The following is a 21,837-nucleotide window of genomic DNA, read 5'->3' as shown; positions in this document are numbered from 1 at the left end:
CGCCCGCATCATCGAAATGACGACGTTGTCCAACTCCGGCAACCCATCCCGGACACCACCTGAGGCTGCGGCTGGGCAGGCGCCCAATGGATCTCCCGCGCCACTCAAAGGTGGCATGCTGGTTTTAGCCAGCACCGCGCTGGCGTTGGCTACCTTCATGAATGTGCTGGATACCTCGATTGCCAACGTGTCGATTCCGGCGATCTCCGGCGATTTGGCGGTGAGTTCCAGCCAAGGCACCTGGGTCATTACTTCATTTGCAGTGGCCAATGCGATCGCGGTGCCGCTGACCGGCTTTCTGACCCAGCGCTTCGGTGCGGTACGCCTTTTTATTGCCAGTATTCTGCTATTCGTTACCGCATCCTGGCTGTGTGGCATGGCCACCAGTCTGGGTATGCTGATCGTTTTCCGGGTGATTCAGGGCGCGGTGGCCGGGCCGATGATTCCGCTGTCGCAATCCCTACTGCTGGCGAGTTATCCGAAAGCAAAAGCCGGATCTGCGCTGGCAATCTGGTCCATGACGACGCTGATCGCGCCCGTTGTCGGACCGCTGCTGGGGGGCTGGATCACCGATAATATTTCCTGGCCGTGGATTTTTTATATCAACGTCCCGATCGGTCTGCTCGCCGCAAGCGTGACCTGGTGGCTTTACCGGCATCGGGAAACACCCACGCGCCAGGTGCCCATCGACTATGTTGGACTGGCTGCGCTGATAATATGGGTGGGTGCCCTGCAGATCATGCTGGACAAGGGCAATGAACTGGACTGGTTTGCATCCACCCAGATCGTGGTCCTGGCCATCGTGGCTGCACTGGGGTTCTGTTTCTTCCTGGTGTGGGAGCTGACCGAAGCTCACCCCATCGTCGATTTAAGCCTGTTGCGCCGCCGCAATTTCTGGTCTGGCACCCTGGCGCTGGCTGTGGGTTATGGCGTGTTTTTTGGCAATGTGGTGTTGATGCCGCTGTGGCTGCAGCAGGACATGGGGTATACCGCCACCATCGCCGGCGCGGTGCTGGCCCCTGTCGGCTTGCTGGCGATTCTGTTTTCGCCGTGGGTGGGCAAGAACGTCCACAAATATGACCCGCGCCTGTTCGCCACTGTCGCCTTTGGTGTTTTCTCACTGATATTGTGGATGCGCTCCCAGTTTACGGTGCAGACAGATTTTGTAACCATCATGTTCCCATCCTTGATCCAGGGCATCGCCATGGCGGCTTTTTTTATTCCGCTGATGACCCTGATTTTTTCCGGGCTTACACCGGATAAAATAGCTGCCGCTTCGGGCTTGTCGAATTTCGCGCGGATCACGGCAGGAGCCATTGGCGCATCCGTTTACACTAGCCTGTGGGAAAATCGGGCGGCCGAACACCATGCCACACTGGTCGAGCATATCAATTACGCCAGCCCAGCCAGTCAGGCCACAATCAAAACGCTGACCGACTCTGGCATGAATCAGCAGCAGGCGCTTGGCCAGATCAATAATCTCATCAACCAGCAGGCGTTTACGCTGGCGGCGGATGAACTGTTCTGGGTTTCCGCATTGCTGTTTATTGTCCTTATTGGACTCATCTGGCTGGCACGTCCAGCCAAGGCAATGCCACCATCCGCCGAAGCTGCGGCCGCGCATTAACCAGGATCGCTTCAGCAGCGGGCAATGCCGCGTTGAGTCTTGTGAAGCCGAACGCGCGCTTTAGATACTGTCGTCACAAGATGTGGCAAAATATGGTTTTCGTAAAAAACTCATAACCGAATGCCAGAAACGATCCATCGACACGACATTACGGACAAACATTGGGCCTTGCTCGAACCGCATTTACCTGGGCGCGCAGGTGTTTGGGGTGGAGTGGCACAAGATAACCGCCGATTTATCAATGCGGTGTTTTGGATTCTTCGCACGGGTGCGCCGTGGCGAGACCTGCCTGCCTCGTATGGAGGATGGAAAAACACCCATCGACGCTTTTGCCGTTGGCGCGATCAAGGCATTTGGGAGTCGTTGCTGGAAAAGCTCATTGTCGAGCCGGATTACGAATGGCTCATGATCGATGCCAGCCATTGCAAGGTTCCCCCCCATGCCGCTGGGGCACGCGGAGGCAATCAAGGCATGAGCCGTACAAAAGGGGGCTCAACACAAAGATACATCTGGCCGTGGATGCGCATGGTATGCCGCTCAGAGCAGTTATTACAGAAGGTACCCGAGCAGATTGCGCTGAGGCTGACCAATTGATTGAGGGATTTCAGATGGAGCACCTTCTTGCCGACAAAGGCTACGACAGCGATGCGATCGTGGCGCTGCCGTACAAATTCGCTGTCTTACCCTTTGGCTGACTATCTCGTGACGACAGTACCTAGTCCGCAGCGCCACCTGCAGGAACCCACCAGCTTTTGCGGATGGTTGTTTGGTTTTTCATGGCGGAAAAAGAACGGATGGTCTACATTGACTATTCGGCTAAGCGATCGCGTCCAGCCGTTCCCAATTGCCTTTACTGGAGGAATACGCAAATGGCTGCCAATCTATTTCCTGTATCCGACACCCAAATACCAGCATCACGCACCAAACACGCAGGCGAAGCATTGAAAATCATCACGGATTTCCTGAAATGGATCGAGCGGGAAAAGGGATTGGTGCTGTGCGAGCCCTATAAACCCCAATACGACTGGTTTATCCCTGTCCTGTACCGATCGAAAGACTTGGCAGCGGAGTTTTTGGGCATATCCGCAAAGGCAAGTCCGGATAATATGCAGTAAGGAAGGCGAAGCCGAATAGGACAACCCGGTACGGCCGGGAGGCTACTGACCATTGGCCCGGGATCGTCGATGTTCTGTCAGAATAATTCAGGAGACAGCGTGGACATTGAAGATGAACTGCAGGCGACCATCGCCGAAATGGTACAACCGGGAAAAGGTATTCTTGCCGCCGACGAGAGCTTGCCCACCATCACCAAACGTTTTAAGCCCATCGGCGCCGAATCCACAGAAGAGACCCGCCGTGCCTATCGTTCGCTTCTGTTCAGCACGCCCAAAATCGGCGAATTCATCAGCGGGGTAATCCTGTTCGAAGAGACGCTCGGGCAGCGTGCCGACGACGGTACGCTGCTATCCGAAGTCCTGTCGCGCCAACATATCGTGCCCGGTATCAAGGTCGACAAGGGCAAGATTCCCCTTGCTCGCGCGCCCGGGGACGAGATCACCCAGGGTCTCGACGGCCTGGCTGAACGTCTCAGAGTTTATAAAGGACAGGGGGCACGTTTCGCCAAGTGGCGCGAAGTGTATGCCATCAGCGCGCGCAATCCTTCCCGGCTTGGCATTGATGCCAACGCGGAGATGTTGGCGCGCTACGCCGCCGTTTGCCAGGAGGAAGGTTTCGTGCCCATCGTCGAGCCAGAGGTGCTCATCGACGGCGATCATAGCCTGGAGCGCTGCCTCGAGGTTACCGAAGCAGTGCTGCATGCGGTATTCCACGCCCTGTACCGGCATCGGGTGATCCTCGAATACATGGTTCTCAAGCCGAGCATGGTGCTGCCCGGCAAGCTGCACCCGTCCCAGGCGACTCCTGAGCAGGTAGCTGCGGCGACCGTCAAGGTGCTGCGGCGTACGGTCCCCGCGGCAGTCCCGAGCATAAACTTCCTGTCGGGCGGGCTGAGTCCAATGGAGGCGACAGCCAACCTGAACGCAATGAATGCCCTCTTTCCCAGGCTTCCGTGGGAGCTGTCTTTTTCCTATGGGCGCGCCCTGCAGCAGCCGGTTCTTCAAGCCTGGGCGGGCAGGGTGGAAAACAGGCCCGCCGCGCAGCAGGCGCTTTACCGGCGCGCCAGACTGAACGGTCTTGCGTGCCACGGAAAATACCGGCCGGAGATGGAAAAAGAAACATGATGCGGAAGAACTGACAGGGCTATTCGCCTCGTATCAACAGTACCGGCGTTGCCGCCATCCGCACCACATCCTCTGCCACGCTGCCTAGCAGCAGGTGCACGAAACCGCGCCGGCCGTGGGTGCCCAGCACGATCAAGTCCGCCGGCCATTCCTTCGCCGCCTCCACAATCTCCGTAGCGACCCGGGTAACGCCCAAAGTTTCCAGCAGAGCGGTTTCTACCGTGACATTAGCCTCCCGGACGCGTACTTCGGATTGCTTTAGCAGGCTTTCGCCACCTTCTCGCAACGCGGGCAAAACTTCATGCATCGACACCAGCCCGCCGTTATCCACATCCATCATGGCAGTATCCACCACGTGCACCAGCCGCAAAGTCGCCTTGTGTACCAGGGCCAGCTTGATCGCTTCTTCCAGCGCCTTGTCGGAAGTGCTGCTGTTGTCTATGGCCACCAGAATACGTTCGTACATCGTCCACCTCCTGAATTGGGACAGGATTTCAGTTTGGCGCCTGAAATGTTTTTAGCCTGAATCCATCTTCTGTGCACCAAACCGAGTGATGACAGATGTCAATGATCGGCGATAACACATTTGCGCCTTGCGTCCCAGGATAGCAGCCCTTCGAACCGTTTCAAATCCCGGCATACCATTCATAGCCCTGGTCTTCCCAGTAACCGCCTTTTCCGCCGCCAATGTTGGCGAAGCTGTCGACAAGTCGGATGCCCATAATGTATTTTGCCATTTTGTAACCGAGCTGACGCTCGATGCGTACGCGCACAGGCGCGCCGTTGGCAACCGGCAAGGGCTGATCGTTGAGCTCGTAGGCGAGTATGGTTTGCGGATGGTGGGCATCGTCCATGTCGATGCTTTCGTAATAGCGCGTACCTTGCCCGTCCATCGGGTCGGCACAGTAAAACACCACATAGCGTGCCTCCGGTTTGGGCTGAACCCGGGCGAGCACAACGCTCAACGGGGTGCCCTTCCATTTGCCTATGGCGCTCCAGCCTTCCACACAGTCGTGGCGGGTAATCTGGGTGCGGCTGGGCAGACTGCGTAATCCGGTTAACGAAAACGCGGTGGGGCGCGCCACCAGACCGCCAACTTGCAATCGATAATCGGCGAAGCTGTTTGCTGCCAGCGCCTGATACTGCGGATTTTCAGGATTCGAGGTGCCGTTGCTGCGGAACTGTGGCGACAGGTCGGCCTCGGTGAATTCCTGTGCCATGGCCTGGCGGGGTGCAATCAGGTGTTGTGTGGCCTGGGTGAGTTTTTCTGCACTATCGAGCACCTTGGGAAACCATTCGCTGCGCGACAGCCGCTCACATCCGGCCAGCAGCAATAGGCTGCCCGAGGTGAACGCGCGCAGCAGAAATGTCCGGCGGTTGAACTTATTCGTGGTCATGGCCTGGCCCCGCGGCGGTAACGCGGTAACGTCCGGTAATCATCGAACGCAGGTTGTTCCAGAACCCGGTAATGATGACTTCGATAACGTGGATGAATACAAATGCCACCAGCACCCAGGCGACTACGAAGTGGATGGTGCGTGCCGACTGTCGCCCCCCGAAAATGTCGACCCAGCCCGGGATCAGGGAGTCCAGCCACGGCGACATCGCCCAGCCCATCAAAATAATCAGCGGGAACAAGCCAAAAACCACGCCCAGATAAGTGAGTTTTTGCAGGATGTGGTAGTGCCGCGCGGTCTCGCCCTGCGGGTGGCGGAACAGCAAATGATCCTTGACGGATTGCCCGATTGAGCGCCAGTCGCGGCGGGTCGGCGCTAAATCGCGCGCCAGATGGTGACTAAACAGCGTATAGAGCAGATAAGCCGTGCCATTGATAACCAGCACCCAGGCTAAGAAGAAATGCCAGCGCCGCGCCATGGCCAGCCACTGGGTGGCCGGCAGCGTCATCCAGGCGGGAAATCCACGCCCGGTCAGCTGTCCATCTGCCCCTCTGGACCAACCCAGCACGCCGGTGGTGTTGAATTCATGGCCAAAAACCGTGGTGACGCCGATGATATTGCCTTGTGGGGTCTGCTTTGCACCCATTTCCAGTATCGGAGGATGCCCCGTATAGGAGGATTTCCCCCAGTTTAGCGCCGGATAAGCGTTAAAAATTTGCAAGCCGCTCATGAGCAGCAGGAAAAAAGCGATGACGCTGATCCAGTGCATGATGCGAACTGGTAACGTATGCCGGTAGTAAAGAACATTCGTAGCAGGAACGGTAGCATCATGCTGTGACATTATTTATCCCTCATGCGAAATAGGTTGCGCTGGATCAATACGTCCCGGCTGATTTGAAACGCCCTATGATTTAGTACCATAGGAGACAATGGAGAAAAATCAATCTTTGCCGGTTACCGGCCAGATTGAACATCTCGTGTTCCTGCTTGCCTCACCGCCAGCAACAGTAAATGTATGACAGAATCCGGGAGATTTTTCATACCACAATTATGACAGGCACCTTTGAATGCAACGATTACCACAATGACTAACGCACAATGGTTCATGCTCGTAGGCGGGCTGTTGCTCGTCATGGGCCTCACTTCTTCCATCCTCAAGCGCCTGCCGGTCACGGCCGCCATTATTTATCTGGCGGTGGGACTGCTGGTCGGGCCTACCGTCCTCAATTTGTTTCATTTCAATCCACTCAAGGAATCAGCGCTGCTGGAAGTGCTGACTGAGGTGGCTGTACTGATTTCCCTGTTTTCTGCCGGCGTCAAAATGCCGGTACCGTTCAGTTTTGTCCGCTGGCGCACGCCGATTCTGCTGGCGACGGTTTCCATGACCATTACTGTCGCGATGGTCGCTGCCTTCGCCTATTATGTGCTGGGTCTGCCGCTCGGAGCAGGCGTGCTGCTGGGCGCGATCGTTGCACCTACCGATCCGGTGCTGGCAACCGATGTGCAAATCCGCCATCCCGGAGACCGCGATCAGTTGCGCTTTACCTTAACCTGCGAGGCGGGCATGAACGATGGCAGCGCATTTCCGTTTGTGATGCTGGGGATGGGCTTGCTGGGCCTGCATGAACTCGGCGAGTTTGCCCTGAGCTGGGTACTGGTGGATGTGCTATGGGCCACACTGGGTGGCATTGCCATCGGCGTCGGCGCGGGTGTTGCGTTGGCTCGCCTGGGATGGAAACTGCGTCGTGAGCCACTCAAACATGAACTGATGGACGACTTCCTCGGCCTCGGGCTGATTGGTGTGGTATACGGTTTGACTGTGCTGGTTCACGCCTGGGGTTTCCTGGCGGTTTTTTTCGCCGCCGTCGCGCTACGCCAGACCGAGCTGAAGCTGGCCAAAGCTGCCCGGGATTCCATTGACGGGCGCACGCCCCGGAAAAACGTACGCACAGATACAAATGCATGCCCTGATCCCGAGCCACCGCCAACGGTCAGCGAAGGATCGCTGGTATTCAAGGAACATCTGGAGAGGCTTTCGGAAGTGGTCCTGATTCTCCTGATCGGTGGCACACTGTTTCTAGACTCGTGGAGCTGGGAAGCGGTGGAGCTGGCCCTGTTTTTGTTCGTGGTTGCGCGCCCGATAAGTGTCCTCGCCGGTCTGCTGGGCACGCGCACCCCGTGGCGGATACGCGGTATGACAGGCTGGTTCGGAGTGCGCGGGATCGGCTCTCTCTACTATCTGATGTACGCCATACAACACGGCTTGCCCCAAACGCTGGCGTTGGAATTGATCCAGCTGACGCTGATTGTAGTGGCGCTCTCCATTCTTCTCCACGGTATCAGCGTCAAACCGTTGATGGGTCATTTCTGGCGGCGCAGCAAGCAGATATCAACACCATAGATTGCTATGAATGATGAATTTTACATGCGCGAGGCTTTGCAACTGGCGCGTCAGGCCTGGAATGCCGGCGAGGTGCCGGTGGGTGCGGTCGTGGTGCTGGATGGCGTCATTGTCGGACATGGTTTTAACGCGCCGATTTCACGCCATGATCCCTCCGCCCATGCCGAGATGATGGCGTTGCGCGATGCGGCGCAGCGCCTTGGCAACTATCGTCTGCCAGGTGTGAGCTTGTATGTCACGCTGGAGCCCTGTGCGATGTGCGCCGGGGCGATCATGCACGCGCGCGTGGCACGCGTGGTATTCGGTGCGGCAGACCTCAAAACGGGTGCGGCTGGCAGCGTGCTGAATCTGTTTGCGGAAACCCGGCTCAATCACCACGCCGGCGTGACCGGTGGTGTGCTGGCTGCAGAATGCGGGATAATGTTGTCGGACTTTTTCGCCGAACGGCGACAGGCGGCAAAACAGGCATGAAAATCGACATATCCATCGCCGGACAAACACTCGATCTGCTGGACGACGCAGATCAACTGGTCAAGCGTTACAGGGTTTCCACAGCGGCCAAAGGGGCAGGGGAACAATCCGGCAGCTACCGGACCCCGCGCGGGCGGCACGTGGTGCGCGCCAAAATCGGCGCGCATCTGCCACCCGGCTCGGTATTCGTGGGGCGCCGCCCGACCGGAGAAGTGTGGACACCGGAACTGGCAGCGCAATTCCCCGGGCGCGACTGGATACTGACCCGGATACTCTGGCTATCCGGCAAGGAGCCGGGTTTTAACCGTCTGGGCAACGTGGACACCATGCGCCGTTATATCTACATCCATGGCACACCGGATGACCAGCCGATGGGTGTGCCGGGCTCGCATGGCTGTATCCGCATGAGCAATGCCGATGTGGCGGATTTGTTTGAACGCATACCAGTAGGGACGCCGGTATTGATACATGGCGACACACAGATCGTTATTTAACGCTGTTGTGTAAACCCCAGCGGTGCTGGCACGTTAATAGCTGTGCCAATCCAACCCCAGGTAGCGACAAATGAATTTGCAGGCTTTGCAGGCAACATCCGATGTTTCAGAAAAATTTTTTCATCCTCAAGAGCAACGCGCCGACTGCCTGCACCAGCTGTTTGAAAATACGGTCGATGCCACACCGGATCGGACAGCACTGGTATGCGAAGGGGTTGATTACACCTACCTTGAGCTGGACTGGCGCGCCAACCGCATGGCCTGGCGCCTGCACAGTGCGGGAGTAGCGGCGGGCGACAAGGTGGGCGTGCTGCTGGAGCGCTCGCTGGAAACCTATACCACAGTGATTGCCATCCTCAAGCTGGGTGCCGCTTACGTGCCGCTGGACGCAAGCTTCCCGGCCGAGCGTATTGCCTATATCGCGGAGGATGCCGCATTCAGCCTGCTGGTCAGCCACTCGCGTTACGCACAGTTATTGGCTGACCTGCCTTGCGCATATCTGCTGCTCGATAAGGAAACCGATCATCTGCGGGCGCTGCCTGCCACGCGCCCGCCCAGCAAGCTTCCGGACAATCCGGAGCGCATGCTGTGCTACATCATCTATACCTCAGGCTCCACCGGCAAACCCAAGGGGGTGGAGGTCGAGCATCGCAGCGCAGTGAATTTCATCCAGGTCGCCACCGGGATTTACGGCATCGTGCCGCAAGACCGCGTGTATCAGGGGCTGTCCATCTCCTTTGATTTTTCCATCGAGGAAATCTGGACAACTTTCAACGCCGGCGCCACGCTCATTGCCGGCCCGGCGGACAAGGAAGCGGCGCTGGGCGATCGTCTGGCGGATTTTCTCAACGCGCAGCAAGTGACGGTGCTGTGCACCGTGCCCACGCTGCTGTCCCTGATCGATAAAAATATTCCCACGCTGCGTTTCATCAACGTCGGCGGCGAGGCGTGCCCGCCGCATCTGGTCAAACGCTGGTCGCGCCCGGGCCTGCGCTTTATCAATACCTACGGCCCGACCGAGGCCACCGCGTCGGCCACCTGGGCGGAACTTTCCCCAAACAGGCCGGTGACCATCGGCCGCGCGCTGCCCACCTACACGATTTATTTGCTGGACGAAGCGATGCAGCCGGTGCCGGATGGCGCCATTGGCGAGATCTACATCGGCGGCGTGGGCGTGGCGCGCGGCTATACCAATCGCCCCCAGCTCACCGCTGAACGCTTTCTGTCCAACCCGTTAGCGCGGGAACCGGAGCGGCTCTACCGCAGCGGTGATCTGGGACGGCTCAACCAGGAAGGCGAAATCGAATACCTGGGGCGTGCCGATCTGCAGGTGAAGCTGCGCGGCTACCGTATCGAGCTGGGCGAGATCGAATCGGTGCTGCTGCGCGCATCCGACATCCAGGCCGCCGCCGTGACCGTCGCCAGGCAGGACGACGGCATCGAAGAACTGGTCGCCTACGTCGTGCCCAAAGCCAGCAGCGGGATCGACCACAAGGCCGTGGCGATGCTGTTGCGCCAGGATTTACCCGCCTACATGATCCCGGCGTATTTCGAGATCGTGGGCGATCTGCCGACGCTGCCCAGTGGCAAGATCAACCGCAGTGCGCTGCCCAGGCCCGGCTTTCACCGCCTGATTGCCAGCGGCCAGAAAGTCGCACCGCAAGGTGCGCTGGAAACCGCCATCGCCAGCGTCTGGGGCGCAGTGCTGGGTGTGGCGCAAGTGTCTGCTGTGGATGATTTCTTCCTCGACCTCGGCGGGCATTCGCTGTTTGCCGCGCTGGCCGTGTCGCAGCTGCGCAAGCAACCGGGCATGACGCATGTCAGCCTGTCCGATCTCTACGCCCATCCCACCGTGCAGCAATTGGCACACTATCTGGCCAAGGCACGTCCACAGGCCAGCGTGTTGCCGTCTGCGCACGCCGCCGCATCCAACTGGCTGCGCAATCTGCGTCATCTCCTGACCGGCACAGGGCAGGCGTTTGCGCTGTATTTGCTGTTCTTCCTGCCTGCGCTGATGCTGGCCACGGTGGGGGGCATCATCCTCACTGAAAACGGCCTGATGCAGGCGCTGGGCTTGCTGGGCACGGTGAGTCTCATCGCGCTGACTTATCCGGTACTCATCATCCTGCTGGCGGCGGCGGTGAAATGGCTGGTCATTGGCCGCTACCGCGCAGGCAGCTACCCGCTATGGGGCAGCTATTATTTCCGCTTCTGGCTGACGGGGCGGGTGGCGGCACTGGTACCCCTTCACCTCATCGCCGGTTCTCCGCTGATGCGTTTGTATCTGCGCCTGATGGGTGCCAAGGTCGGCAAACACAGCCACATCGGTACCCAGCAGATAGTTGCCTTTGACATGCTGGAAATCGGCGCGGAGGCGAGTGTCAACCACAACGCCCAGTTGCTGGGCTATGCCGTGCGCGACGGGCGCCTGGAGCTGGGGCCGATAGCCCTGGGTGCAGGCAGTCATGTCGGCAGCCAGGCCGTGGTCGGCATTCATACGCAGATCGGCGACAATGCAGCCCTGCTGGAAAAATCGCTGCTCCCCGGCGGGGTGATGATTCCCGCAAATGAGGCGTGGGAGGGCTCGCCTGCACGCCCGGTGGGCCTGTCCGCAACCTTGCTGAATGGCTCCCAGGCACGCCCAGCCAGACCCTTGCCAGGCTGGTCCATGCTTGCCGGTTACTGGATCGCCGCTTTCGCCGTGCTGCCGCTGGTGCCCGCGCTGGCGATCGTGCCGGGACTGGCACTGATCCTGTATCTGACGCATCAGGCGGGTGTTGCCGGCTATCTGGTGGCGCTACTGCCTGCAGGCCTGCTGTATGTAATCACCTTGTCTGCACTGGTGGTGGCACTAAAACGCCTGATCCTGCCCAAGCTGGAGGCGGGCGTGTACCCGGTCGAATCCGCCTTTTATTTGCGCAAATGGCTGGTGGACAAACTCGCCGAAACCAGCCTGCTGTTCAACCAGGCACTGTACGCCACGCTCTATCTGCCGCCGTTCCTGCGCATGCTGGGTGCCAAAATCGGTGCGCGCGCAGAAATTTCCACCGTCTCCAATATCACCCCCGACCTGCTCGAAATCGGTGAAGAAACCTTCCTCGCCGACCAGGTTTCGGTCGGCGCGGCACGCGTACATCATGGTCACGTCACGCTGCAACCGGTACAGGTGGGCGCGCGTGCCTTCATCGGCAATGCCGCCGCGCTGCCGGTGGGTGCGATGGTGCCGGACGGCTGCCTGATCGGCGTGCTGTCTACCCCACCGCGCCAGTCCATGCCGGCGGGCAGCGCCTGGGTCGGCTTGCCCAGTTTCTTCCTGCCGCGCCGGCAGATGGTGGAAGGCTTTAGCGAAACCGATACCTATCGCCCCAGCCGTCGCCAGGTCGCCATGCGCTATGGCTACGAACTGCTGCGGATTATCCTGCCTGCCGCGCTATCCTTTGGTGCCGTCGCCGTGGTGCTGCAGGCTCAGGCCTGGCTGGATGATGCTTACGATTTGCCGGTGGTACTGGCGCTGCTGCCGCTGGTATCCATCGCCGTCGTGGTCGCCGTCACCCTGTTTGCCGCCGCGGTCAAATGGCTCATGGTGGGAACCTACAGGCCACGCGTTGCGCCGCTGTGGAGCCACTTTGTACGCCGCTCCGAATTCGTCACCGGCCTGTATGAAAATACCGTCGCACCATTGTTGCTCGCGTCGCTGCTGGGCACCCCGTTTGCAGGCTGGATATTGAGGCTGTTCGGCGTCAAGGTCGGCAAGCGCGCCTTCATCGCCACCACTTTCTTCACCGAATTCGACCTGGTGCACATCGGCAACGACGCCGTCATTTCGCATGACGTGTCGCTGCAAACGCACCTGTTTGAAGACCGCATCATGAAAATGTCCCACGTCCGTGTGGGTGATGGCTGCGCTGTGGGAGAGAGCGGCGTCGTGCTCTACGATACCGTGATGGAGCCCGGCTCCAGCCTCGGCGCACTGTCCCTGATGATGAAAGGCGAAACCCTGCCGCAAGACACCCGCTGGGTCGGTGCCCCGGCGCAGAAAGAAGCCGCTTGACGACAGATAGTGCCGCGCTGCTCGCTCATTTCGGACTCACTCCGGAAACCCTGCCGAAGCTGACGGGCGGGGCGGAATACTGCGCAGTCCGGCTCCCGCAAGACATACCCAAAGACTGCCTTGACGCCGGTAAACGCCAGCGCGCAACGGCTTATGGCAACACCGTCGCCGCCCACCACTTCACTGCCTCGCACGTCCTGCTGCGCGCCGTGCTCAGTCACTACCTCGGCTGCGCTCCTGCCGCCATCGCCTATGCCCTGCAAGACCACGGCAAACCCATCCTCGCCCCACCTCACACCAGTCAGATGCATTTCAGCCTCGCGCGCCGCGACGGCTGGTGCGCCATCGCGCTGTGCCGCAACCGCCCGGTGGGGGTGGATATCGAGCAGGTGCGCGAATTGCCCGAGATGGACGATGTCGCCGCGCTGTATTTCAGCTCCCAAGACTGCAAGGCGCTGAAGCAATTGAGCGGATCGGCTAAACGGAAGCGGTTTTTCGAGCTATGGACGGCATTGGAAGCAATGGGTAAACGGCTTGGCCTGGGGCTGGCGGAAGCGGGGGAGGCGAGCGGAAATCGAAGTGCCCGCGTTTGGCATGATCGCCTGGAAACAGGATGGCTGGTTGCTGTGGCTGTTTAGAGTGTATTTGATTTTCGTAATTGGAGCGGATGATATTAATGGGTGGCTATAACGAGACTTTGGATGACATTGGTTAAGTCCCGCTCAGTTCGAAGCGCATCTGTTTACCCAAAGCCGCTGCCGCGCTCGCCAGTGTGGTGAGCGTGAGGCTGGTGTCCGTTTCATCCAATAAGCGATTCAGTGCAGCCCGGCTGGTGTGCATTTTTTTGGCCATCGCCGTTTTGGTCAGTTTCTGAGCGGCCATCTCCTGCTCGATTTGCCAGGCGATCACCCGCTTCACGGCGACTGCCGTCGCTTCATCAAGCATCGCCTCTTCGGCAAGGAAGTCATCAAAGGCGCTACCAACGTGTGCATTACTCATTTCTGTCTCCTTAACTGTTTCAATCGCTCTTGTGCGAGGTTCAACTCTGGCTTGGGTATTTTCTGCTGTTTTTTGATGAAGGCGTGCAGCAGGATCATCACCCCGCCTTCTGTCACGAACAGCGTTCTGGCAATTCTGCCATCCAGACGCGTTCGCACTTCCCAAATGCTACATCCACGTGGCTTACCAAAGGCATCCCCGGTGGCCAGCCAAACTGCACCGTCTTGATGTCCTCGCCAATCGCTTTTTTGTCCGTGGCTGATAGTGTCCGCAACCAATCCCGGACGGGCTCCGCACCAGCTTCAGTTCTGAAGAACCGGACGTCGAGGATAGGTTTTTGGCTCATGCGGAAAATGTACCATTTTTGATACAAAACCACAAGGGAGCGCGTAGGAGTAAAGCAACCAACCGACAGGCCGGTCGTCGGCCCGGTCAGCCCGAATGGCTACTGCGATTACTTCTCACAGAAATTCTGATTAGATTTGAACAGGCACAAAAAAATGGGCGTGAGGGCCGCAGGCGGGTGAGTATCGAAGAAAATATCCAGAGCAGTGTCCCCAGTGTCAAGCGATTGGCTTGGTATGGGCTGGGCAATAACCTCAATCATGCCTTGTCTGAAAGTAATCTTATTTTTCACGATGCCCCCCCAAACCGTTAGGTGGTGAGCGGCCGAGATAGTCGCGAGGATATTCTGAGCTTTCCGCGTTTCCCCGACCCATTGGGCTTGCGTCGAATTCACTAGACCTATTAGCAGTGGAATACCGAGTAACAGGGACCGTGCGAGGACGACCCATTTCACATTTTTTAACATATCCGATTTGTATATCCGCAATATCTGCCGTCAATGCAATGAATGGGGTCCGGCACGATCATCCCCAGCAAATATCGTCCGGGTACCCCGCCAAAATCTATCCGCCTTAAATCCCGCGCAGCAACTCATTAATCCCCACCTTGCTGCGCGTCTTTTCGTCCACCTTCTTCACAATCACCGCGCAGTAGAGACTGTAGCTGCCGTCCTTGGCGGGCAGGTTGCCGCTCACCACCACCGAGCCGGCGGGAACGCGGCCATAGATGACTTCGCCGGTTTCGCGGTCGTAGATCTTGGTGCTCTGGCCGATGTACACGCCCATGGAAATCACCACGTTGTCCTCGACGATCACGCCTTCGACCACTTCGGAGCGGGCGCCGATGAAGCAGTTGTCACCAATGATGGTGGGGCTGGCCTGCACCGGTTCGAGCACGCCGCCGATGCCGACGCCGCCGGACAGGTGGACGTTCTTGCCGATCTGGGCGCAGGAGCCGACGGTGGCCCAGGTGTCGACCATGGTGCCTTCGTCGACATACGCGCCGATGTTGACGTAGGAGGGCATCAGCACCACGTTTTTACCGATGAATGATCCACGCCGTGCGGCGGCAGGCGGCACCACGCGGAAGCCGCCGTCGCGGAAGTCGCGACTGTTGTAGTCGGCGAATTTGGACGGCACTTTGTCGAAATAGTTGGTGAAGCCGCCCTTGATGAAGTAGTTGTCTTCCAGGCGGAACGACAGCAGCACGGCTTTTTTCAGCCACTGGTGGGTGACCCATTCGCCGTTTTCCTTGCTGGCGACGCGCAGGCGGCCCTTGTCGAGTTCTTCAATCACGTGGGCGACGGCGTCCTTGAGTTTGGCATCGGCGTTGCGCGGGTTGATGTCGGCACGGCGTTCGAAGGCTGCTTCGATAAGTTGCTGTGTTTCTGTCATTTTTATTTCCTTTTAATTGGTTGAAGTGTGTTATTCAAGTAATTTATTAATTCTTTGCGCAGCGTCCACGCACTCGGCCAGCGCGGCGACCAGGGCAATGCGGATGAAACCCTTGCCCGGATTCACCCCGGCAAAATCGCGCGCCAGGTACGAGCCCGGCAGCACCGTGACATGGTAATCGCGGTACAGGTCGCGGGCGAAGGCGGTATCGTCGCCGCCCGGTACACGCGCCCACAGGTAGAATGCGGCATCGGGCATCGGGGCCTGCATCACTTGCGCCAGCAGCGGTTGCACGGCGGCGAATTTTCCCGCGTACAGGCGGCGGTTCTCGACCACGTGGGCCTCATCGTTCCACGCCGCCGCGCTGGCCATTTGTACAGTCGGCGACATCGCCGAGCCGTGGTAGGTGCGGTACAGTAGGAATTTGGCGAGCAGCGCCGCATCGCCCGCGACGAAACCGGAACGCATCCCCGGCACGTTGGAGCGCTTGGACAGGCTGGAGAACACCAGCAGATTCTTGTAGTCGCTGCGCCCCAGTTGCTGCGCGGCCTGGAGCGCGCCCAGCGGGGGCAGGGCTTCGTCAAAGTAGATTTCCGAATAGCACTCGTCGGCGGCGATGATGAAACCGTGGCGGTCGGACAATTCAAACAATGCGCGCCATTCGTCCCGGTCCATCACCCGGCCGGTGGGGTTGCCGGGCGAGCACACATAGACCAGCTGGGTGCGCGCCAGCACGGTTTCCGGCACGCTGGCAAAATCCATGCGGTAGCCGTTTTCCGGCAGCGTGGGCAGATAATGCGGCTGCGCGCCGGCCAGCAGTGCCGCGCCTTCGTAAATCTGGTAAAACGGGTTGGGCGAAATCACCACCGGGCTGGCGAAGCACGGGTTGATCACCGTCTGCGCAAACGCAAACAGCGCCTCGCGACTGCCGTTCACCGGCAATACCTGGGTGCCGGCATCGGGCGCGGGAATGCCGTAACGACGCGCAATCCAGGCGGAAATCGCATGGCGCAACGGTTCCACGCCGGCGGTCAGCGGATAATTCGCCAGTCCGTCCAGGTTGGCAATCAGCGCATCCTTGATAAACTGTGGCGTGGCATGCCTGGGCTCGCCGATGGAAAGATTGACTGGCGTATATTGCGGGTTCGGCGTGATGCCGCTAAACAGCTCGCGTAATTTCTGGAACGGATAAGGCTGGAGGCGGTCGAGGTATGGGTTCATGGCCGCAAACGATGGAAAAAGCGCAATTATAATGCAGCACACGCTACAGCACTCAAACAAAAACCCGGTTTTGCCGGTATTCGCCCTGCTTGCCAGCGCCACCCTGTGGGGGCTGATCTGGTATCCCTACCGCTTGCTGAGCGCGGCGGGGGTGTCCGGGCTGATGGCGTCGTTCATCACCTATGGGCTGGCGCTGCTGATCGGCGTGCCGTTTTATTTCAAGGCCTTGCGCACCCTGAGCGGCAGCGTGTGGCTGTGGCTGGCGATCGTGCTCAGTTCCGGCTGGACCAATATCGCCTACGTGCTGGCGGTGATCGACGGCGAGATCATGCGCGTGATGCTGCTGTTTTACCTCGCGCCATTGTGGACCATTGTGTTCTCGCGGCTGATTCTGGGCGAACGCCTGGGGCGCGTGGGTTACCTCATCATGCTGCTGTCGCTGTGCGGTGCCGTGGTCATGCTGTGGCAGCCGGACGGGCGTTTGCCGCTGCCGGCGAATTGGGCAGAATGGATGGGGCTCTCTGCCGGTTTTAGTTTTGCCCTGACCAACGTATTGTCGCGCCGCGCCCGGCACATCAGCATCGAGGCCAAATCACTCGGTGTATGGCTGGGCGCAACGCTGATTTCATTGCCGTTGCTGTTGCTCAGGCCGGGCTCTTTTGATGGCCTGGCCAGCCTTGGCCCGATGGTATGGGGCGGACTGGTTGTGGTGGCCCTGGCCATGCTGGGCGTCACCCTGTCCATTCAGTATGGGCTGATTCATGTGTCTGCCAACCGCGCCATTGTGATTCTGCTGTTTGAACTGGTGGTGGCGGCGCTGTCTGCCTATTATCTGGCTGGTGAATTGCTGCACGGCAAGGAATGGCTGGGCGCGGCGATGATTGTTGCCGCCAGCCTGTTTTCCGGCCAGATGGAACACCAGGAAGCCGTATGACGATCGTTACGCGCCTGTTGCACGCTTCTTTACTGGTTGAGGACCTTGCCCGTGCGCGGGCTTTTTACGAAGGCGTGCTGGGCCTGAGTGCCAGCCCCCAGCGTCCGGAGATGCGTTTTGCGGGAGTCTGGTATGACATCGGCGCGTGCCAGATACATTTGCTACGCCTGCCCAACCCGGAGGCCGGCCTGGCGCGTCCAGAGCATGGGGGACGCGACCGCCATATCGCGCTGGCCGTAACGGATATTGCCCAACTCAAAGCGCGCTTCGACCACGCGGGTGTGGCTTATACTTCCAGCCAGTCTGGCCGGCCCGCGCTGTTTTGCCGCGACCCGGATGGGAATGCGCTGGAGTTTGTGGAGATCTGACCGGTTGCGGCGCCGAATTTTGCCGGTGTCGGGACGATGGCATCCACTGTAAGATCAGTTTCTGCGGAGCGGCTAACAGGCAAGTAAAACTCAACGTTGAAGCTGGAACAATTATCCGCTGTATCACAGCTGCACCAACGTCCATCAGGAGAAGTTCATGAAACGCCGTGATTTCATTAAGCTGGCCACTGCCGGCTCCTCCCTAACCCTCATTTCCTCCCGCTTGAGCGTTGCTGAACCTGCCCGGAACTGGCGCACCTTCCGCCTTACCTACCAGATCAATCTGCCCACCGAGGGCACGCCTGCCAGCCTTTGGCTCCCCCTGCCAGAAACCGCGGTGGACGGATGGCAACAGGCAGGCAACGTCGAAAGCGTCGGCGAAGCTGATTCCAATCGGATCATTGTCGATACGCGTGCCGACGCCAGCTATAACCATACATTATGGCAAGACAGCAAGCCGCGACAACTCAGCGTCTCCTGCCTGGCGCGTACCGTGGATCGCAGCGTATCGGCCAAATTTTTGGCGACCGATTTCAAGGGCACCTTGCCGCCTGCTGTGCAAGCTTTCCTTAAACCCAGTCGACACATCCCGGTGGACGGCATCGTGCTCGACACTGCGCGCAAAGCCACCCAGGGTGCCTACACCCCTCTGGAAAAAGCGCGCGCCATTTACGAGTGGGTAGTGGACAACAGCTTTCGCGACCCAAAAACGCAAGGCTGTGGTCTCGGCGACCTCAAAACCATGCTGGAAACCGGCAATCTCGGCGGCAAGTGCGCTGACATCAGTTCACTGTTCGTCGGCCTGGCGCGGGCATCGGGTATTCCCGCACGGGATGTTTTCGGCATCCGTGTAGCTGAATCCAGGCAGTTCAAAAGCCTGGGTAAAACCGGCGATGTCACCCGTGCCCAGCACTGCCGGGCTGAGTTCTACCTGGCCGGGTACGGCTGGGTACCGGTAGACCCGGCAGATGTGAGAAAAGCCGTATTGGAGGAGAAACTGCCGCTTGACGATCCAAAAATCGCTGCACTGCGCGCAAAGCTGTTCGGTTACTGGGAAATGAACTGGGTAGCGTTCAATCATGCGCGAGATTTTTCCCTCCTACCCAAGGCGGCAGCCAATCCCATCAACTACCTGATGTACCCGTACGCGGAACTGGCCGGCATTCCGCGCGAGCAACTCATGCCAGACCAGTTCAGCTACCGCATCACGGCGGAGGAGTTAGCCGCTTAACCCACGTTCGCCACATTCCGCATAAATCCACAAGAAACCTTATAAACGGTAGCCTTCATAGATATTAAAAGCCGCACACGTTCGCCAAAGTTTGCTAACAATCCGGGTTAGCGGGTAAGAACAAGGGTAAGAACAAATGGCTTCAATCAAGCTTTTATCTGCGCGTCAGATTGATACCTTGGGCGACGGCAATCATGCGGACGGCGGCAATCTTTACTTGAGAGTGAAGGGCAACGCCAGATCGTGGGTGTTCAGATACAAGCAGGCAGGCAAGGTGCGCAAGATCGGCATGGCGCGACACATACCCGGACGCTGGCTGAGGCACGCGATAAGGCAGAGCAGATGCGCCGGTCAGTATCTGATGGCACCGACCCTGCTGACGTGATACGGGTTAAGCCTGACGCGACGGCGATGACGTTCAAGGACCGCCGCAACCCTGCGCGCTGGAAAGGCGTCATGGACAAGGTGCTGCCTGCACCGACAAAGGTCTATAAGCGCATCCACCACCCCGCCGCACCTTATACCGATGTACCGCGCATCATGTCCGCATTGCGTGGCAAGGCTTTCGTGTCGGCCTATGCGCTGCGCTTTACCATCCTGACGGCGGTTCGTTCGGGCGATGCACGCGGCGCAACATGGGCCGAGATAGACCTGGACGCGAAAGTCTGGACGATTCCGGCCAGCCGGATGAAGGCAGGAAAAGAACACCGTGTCCCTCTGTGTGCCGAGGCAGTTGAGATACTTACCACGATGCAACAATGGCGCATGGCAGGCACAGAGCTGGTATTTCCAGGTACGCGTGGCGGCTTATTGTCCGATGTCGCAGTCAACAAGACGCTGCGCACCGTTGCCGATGGCGTCACCGTTCACGGGTTCAGATCATCATTCCGCGACTGGGGCGCTGAGCAAACGTCTATCCCCCGCGCCGTTATGGAGGCCGCACTGGCACACAGCAATCAGGACAAGACCGAGGCCGCGTATATGCGCAGCGACCTGTTCGAGCGCCGCAGGGAGCTCATGGACACATGGGGGCGTTACTGTGCGGGCGCGGGTAACGTGGTGCGGCTGGTAAGCGCCGCATGATGCGGAAACAAAGATCAACCAATAATAACGCTTTACAATACTAACGCTGTTCAATATCATAAACCATGATTCAGACTTTCGCTGACAAGCAGACCGCCGCAATCTTCCATGGCTTTGAGGTGCGGAAGCTGCCCAAGACCATCCAGGCTACGGCCCGGAGAAAGTTGAAACTGATTGACTCGGCGGCAATGCTGGAAAGCCTGCGCGTGCCACCCGGCAACCGTCTGGAACAGCTTAAGGGCGACCGCGCAGGACAATGGAGCATTCGCATCAATGACCAGTGGCGTATCTGTTTCACATGGCGTGATGGTCATGCGTTCGAGGCGGAGATTGTTGATTATCACTGACGAGGTAACAAAATGAGTATTGATCGCAAAGATTTAGACAAAATGGACTTTCGCGCCGTGGCTACCGGAAAGCGGCTCGCGCCCGTACATCCCGGAGATGTGCTGATGAATGATTTTATTGAACCCATGGGCATTACCCGTTACAAGGTTGCAAAGCTGATCAATGTGCAGCAGCGGCGCGTCGATGAGATTTGCGCCGGCAACCGCGCAATCACGGCAGATACCGCCTTACGGTTGGCCAAACTGTTTGGCATGGATGCGCAAACCTGGATGAATCTCCAGGCTCAGTACGATCTGGAAACCGCAGAATTGGAACTCGGGGAGCGGATCGACAAGGAGGTGTCACCGCTGGCGGCATAAGAGTTTAACCGCCGCCTGACGATTTCAGGCAAAGCGGCTGGAGAGATGCGAACACATCAAACCAGCCTGGCCACAACGTAAACAGGAGCTTTACATCATGGCTGATACAGATTCTAACATTACCGCTAATCCTTATTTCACTAACATCGAACGTGCGCCTTATGAGCTTGGGCACTTGCTGCGCAAACTACCTGAACATTTTTCCGCTTTTTCAAAGCAAATACCAACAGCAGAGAGTCGGTTAATTGCAGCAGCAGCGACGCGACATGCCGGGAATGCAAACGAAACCTTGATGCGAGGATTAGACACTCTCGGCAGGATTATTTTTGCAGCCGCCGATAACGAAGCTTTGGGGGAGACCAGCTCCAGCGACATGCGGAGCCTGGGTAGCTTACTTTCGCACTTGGCAATTGAGGCTCAATTTCTACAGGAAACACAGAGCGGCCTTGAATTTACCTTGCAGGAGCTGGCTAAAAAGTCAGTGGCCGCAGCGTAACCATACCCACCACATTCGAGGAGCAAATCATGACTGCTGAGAATTTACATTCTGTCGAACAAATCAGAATTGAGAGCGCGCGGGCCTGTGTTGATGCGCTAAATAAAATGCATCTGATTTTGCACCCCGATGGTTACTGGCCGGATCAGGAGCAATACTGGAACTCATTGGATGATGCTATGGCGCTCATAAAAAAGGCCGCGGGCGATATGTCGCCAAAGGTGAAAGGGGTTTTGATGGTGCTGGCGGAATATATCCGAGACGATTTAACCTGCGGGTCTCCAAGAAGGTTTGCCGGTCGGGTACCCGAGGCCGCAATAACGCATGAGGAATTGGCCGCCTGAAGTGGCATCGCTACTGAATTGAACCTTGTTAACA

24 protein-coding genes and 1 pseudogene are annotated in these 21,837 nt (G+C 58.4%); 18 read left to right on the top strand and 7 right to left on the bottom strand.

Annotation, left to right across the window (positions count from 1 at the left end):
• Positions 1–115 precede the first annotated feature (115 nt).
• From GZH91_RS09405 to GZH91_RS09390, 4 genes and pseudogenes are all read left to right on the top strand, one after another.
• A complete protein-coding gene (locus tag GZH91_RS09405; protein ID WP_223264627.1) occupies positions 116–1,627 on the top strand; it encodes a DHA2 family efflux MFS transporter permease subunit in 1,512 nt (503 codons plus the stop codon).
• Between the two features lie 120 nt (positions 1,628–1,747).
• Positions 1,748–2,286: pseudogene (locus tag GZH91_RS09400) on the top strand (IS5 family transposase); the annotation flags it as partial.
• 210 nt (positions 2,287–2,496) lie between these two features.
• Positions 2,497–2,742, top strand: a complete 246-nt coding sequence (locus GZH91_RS09395) for a hypothetical protein (RefSeq protein ID WP_147073486.1) — start codon at positions 2,497–2,499, stop codon at positions 2,740–2,742.
• 99 nt (positions 2,743–2,841) lie between these two features.
• The gene (locus GZH91_RS09390) at positions 2,842–3,867 is read left to right on the top strand and encodes a class I fructose-bisphosphate aldolase (protein ID WP_147073488.1); all 1,026 of its coding nucleotides are present in this window, start codon (positions 2,842–2,844) and stop codon (positions 3,865–3,867) included.
• Positions 3,868–3,886: 19 nt separating this feature from the next.
• Here GZH91_RS09390 and GZH91_RS09385 read toward each other — a convergent pair whose 3' ends face one another.
• From GZH91_RS09385 to GZH91_RS09375, 3 genes are all read right to left on the bottom strand, one after another.
• Entirely contained in the window at positions 3,887–4,333 is a 447-nt protein-coding gene (locus GZH91_RS09385) for a universal stress protein (RefSeq protein WP_147073490.1), read from the bottom strand.
• A gap of 160 nt (positions 4,334–4,493) precedes the next feature.
• Positions 4,494–5,264 (bottom strand): molybdopterin-binding protein, encoded by a 771-nt coding sequence (locus GZH91_RS09380; RefSeq protein WP_147073492.1) that lies wholly within the window; start codon positions 5,262–5,264, stop codon positions 4,494–4,496.
• Positions 5,251–6,105 (bottom strand): cytochrome b/b6 domain-containing protein, encoded by an 855-nt coding sequence (locus GZH91_RS09375; RefSeq protein ID WP_147073494.1) that lies wholly within the window; start codon positions 6,103–6,105, stop codon positions 5,251–5,253. Before GZH91_RS09375 ends, GZH91_RS09380 begins: the two co-directional genes overlap by 14 nt.
• Before the next feature lie 243 nt (positions 6,106–6,348).
• On the opposite strand from GZH91_RS09375, the gene GZH91_RS09370 reads away from it, so the two are divergent.
• The 5 genes from GZH91_RS09370 to GZH91_RS09350 all read left to right on the top strand — a co-directional run bounded on the left by GZH91_RS09370 (position 6,349) and on the right by GZH91_RS09350 (position 13,319).
• On the top strand, positions 6,349–7,665 hold the full coding sequence (locus GZH91_RS09370; protein ID WP_147073496.1) for a cation:proton antiporter: 1,317 nt from the start codon (positions 6,349–6,351) through the stop codon (positions 7,663–7,665).
• Between the two features lie 6 nt (positions 7,666–7,671).
• The gene (tadA, locus tag GZH91_RS09365; RefSeq protein ID WP_147073498.1) at positions 7,672–8,136 is read left to right on the top strand and encodes a tRNA adenosine(34) deaminase TadA; all 465 of its coding nucleotides are present in this window, start codon (positions 7,672–7,674) and stop codon (positions 8,134–8,136) included.
• Positions 8,133–8,630: a L,D-transpeptidase gene (locus GZH91_RS09360; protein WP_147073500.1), complete on the top strand. Its 498-nt coding sequence runs from the start codon at positions 8,133–8,135 to the stop codon at positions 8,628–8,630. Before tadA ends, GZH91_RS09360 begins: the two co-directional genes overlap by 4 nt.
• Positions 8,631–8,700: 70 nt before the next feature.
• A complete protein-coding gene (locus GZH91_RS09355; RefSeq protein WP_147073502.1) occupies positions 8,701–12,681 on the top strand; it encodes a Pls/PosA family non-ribosomal peptide synthetase in 3,981 nt (1,326 codons plus the stop codon).
• A complete protein-coding gene (locus GZH91_RS09350; RefSeq protein ID WP_147073504.1) occupies positions 12,678–13,319 on the top strand; it encodes a 4'-phosphopantetheinyl transferase family protein in 642 nt (213 codons plus the stop codon). Before GZH91_RS09355 ends, GZH91_RS09350 begins: the two co-directional genes overlap by 4 nt.
• Before the next feature lie 73 nt (positions 13,320–13,392).
• On the opposite strand, the gene GZH91_RS09345 is transcribed toward GZH91_RS09350, so the two are convergent.
• The 4 genes from GZH91_RS09345 to dapC all read right to left on the bottom strand — a co-directional run bounded on the left by GZH91_RS09345 (position 13,393) and on the right by dapC (position 16,640).
• Positions 13,393–13,680: a helix-turn-helix domain-containing protein gene (locus GZH91_RS09345; protein WP_147073506.1), complete on the bottom strand. Its 288-nt coding sequence runs from the start codon at positions 13,678–13,680 to the stop codon at positions 13,393–13,395.
• Entirely contained in the window at positions 13,677–13,958 is a 282-nt protein-coding gene (locus GZH91_RS09340) for a type II toxin-antitoxin system RelE/ParE family toxin (RefSeq protein WP_223264572.1), read from the bottom strand. Before GZH91_RS09340 ends, GZH91_RS09345 begins: the two co-directional genes overlap by 4 nt.
• 639 nt (positions 13,959–14,597) lie before the next feature.
• Positions 14,598–15,419, bottom strand: a complete 822-nt coding sequence (gene dapD, locus GZH91_RS09335; protein WP_147073507.1) for a 2,3,4,5-tetrahydropyridine-2,6-dicarboxylate N-succinyltransferase — start codon at positions 15,417–15,419, stop codon at positions 14,598–14,600.
• A 30-nt stretch (positions 15,420–15,449) separates the two neighbouring features.
• Positions 15,450–16,640: a succinyldiaminopimelate transaminase gene (dapC, locus tag GZH91_RS09330; protein ID WP_147073509.1), complete on the bottom strand. Its 1,191-nt coding sequence runs from the start codon at positions 16,638–16,640 to the stop codon at positions 15,450–15,452.
• A 31-nt stretch (positions 16,641–16,671) separates the two neighbouring features.
• Here dapC and GZH91_RS09325 point away from each other — a divergent pair, with 31 nt between their 5' ends.
• The 9 genes from GZH91_RS09325 (at position 16,672) to GZH91_RS09290 (ending at position 21,803) form a co-directional block, all read left to right on the top strand.
• Positions 16,672–17,574 carry a DMT family transporter gene (locus GZH91_RS09325; protein WP_147073511.1) on the top strand — a complete coding sequence of 301 codons (903 nt, stop codon included), beginning with the start codon at positions 16,672–16,674 and terminating at the stop codon, positions 17,572–17,574.
• Complete coding sequence (locus GZH91_RS09320; protein ID WP_147073513.1) at positions 17,571–17,942, top strand: VOC family protein; 372 nt, start codon at positions 17,571–17,573, stop codon at positions 17,940–17,942. The genes GZH91_RS09325 and GZH91_RS09320 overlap by 4 nt, the downstream gene beginning before the upstream one ends.
• A gap of 157 nt (positions 17,943–18,099) precedes the next feature.
• A complete protein-coding gene (locus GZH91_RS09315; RefSeq protein ID WP_147073515.1) occupies positions 18,100–19,173 on the top strand; it encodes a transglutaminase-like domain-containing protein in 1,074 nt (357 codons plus the stop codon).
• A gap of 136 nt (positions 19,174–19,309) precedes the next feature.
• Positions 19,310–19,558 carry an Arm DNA-binding domain-containing protein gene (locus GZH91_RS17810; RefSeq protein ID WP_198415281.1) on the top strand — a complete coding sequence of 83 codons (249 nt, stop codon included), beginning with the start codon at positions 19,310–19,312 and terminating at the stop codon, positions 19,556–19,558.
• Between the two features lie 26 nt (positions 19,559–19,584).
• Entirely contained in the window at positions 19,585–20,256 is a 672-nt protein-coding gene (locus tag GZH91_RS09310; protein ID WP_198415280.1) for a tyrosine-type recombinase/integrase, read from the top strand.
• Positions 20,257–20,321: 65 nt separating this feature from the next.
• Complete coding sequence (locus tag GZH91_RS09305) at positions 20,322–20,603, top strand: type II toxin-antitoxin system RelE/ParE family toxin (RefSeq protein ID WP_147073516.1); 282 nt, start codon at positions 20,322–20,324, stop codon at positions 20,601–20,603.
• Between the two features lie 12 nt (positions 20,604–20,615).
• The gene (locus tag GZH91_RS09300; RefSeq protein ID WP_147073518.1) at positions 20,616–20,963 is read left to right on the top strand and encodes a HigA family addiction module antitoxin; all 348 of its coding nucleotides are present in this window, start codon (positions 20,616–20,618) and stop codon (positions 20,961–20,963) included.
• 97 nt (positions 20,964–21,060) lie between these two features.
• Positions 21,061–21,459 carry a hypothetical protein gene (locus GZH91_RS09295; RefSeq protein WP_147073520.1) on the top strand — a complete coding sequence of 133 codons (399 nt, stop codon included), beginning with the start codon at positions 21,061–21,063 and terminating at the stop codon, positions 21,457–21,459.
• Between the two features lie 29 nt (positions 21,460–21,488).
• Positions 21,489–21,803 (top strand): hypothetical protein, encoded by a 315-nt coding sequence (locus tag GZH91_RS09290; RefSeq protein ID WP_147073522.1) that lies wholly within the window; start codon positions 21,489–21,491, stop codon positions 21,801–21,803.
• Positions 21,804–21,837 lie beyond the last annotated feature (34 nt).

Source organism: Sulfuriferula plumbiphila (genome assembly GCF_009938015.1).
Lineage (GTDB): Bacteria > Pseudomonadota > Gammaproteobacteria > Burkholderiales > Sulfuriferulaceae > Sulfuriferula > Sulfuriferula plumbiphila.
This window is presented reverse-complemented; position numbering and strand designations above follow the sequence as displayed.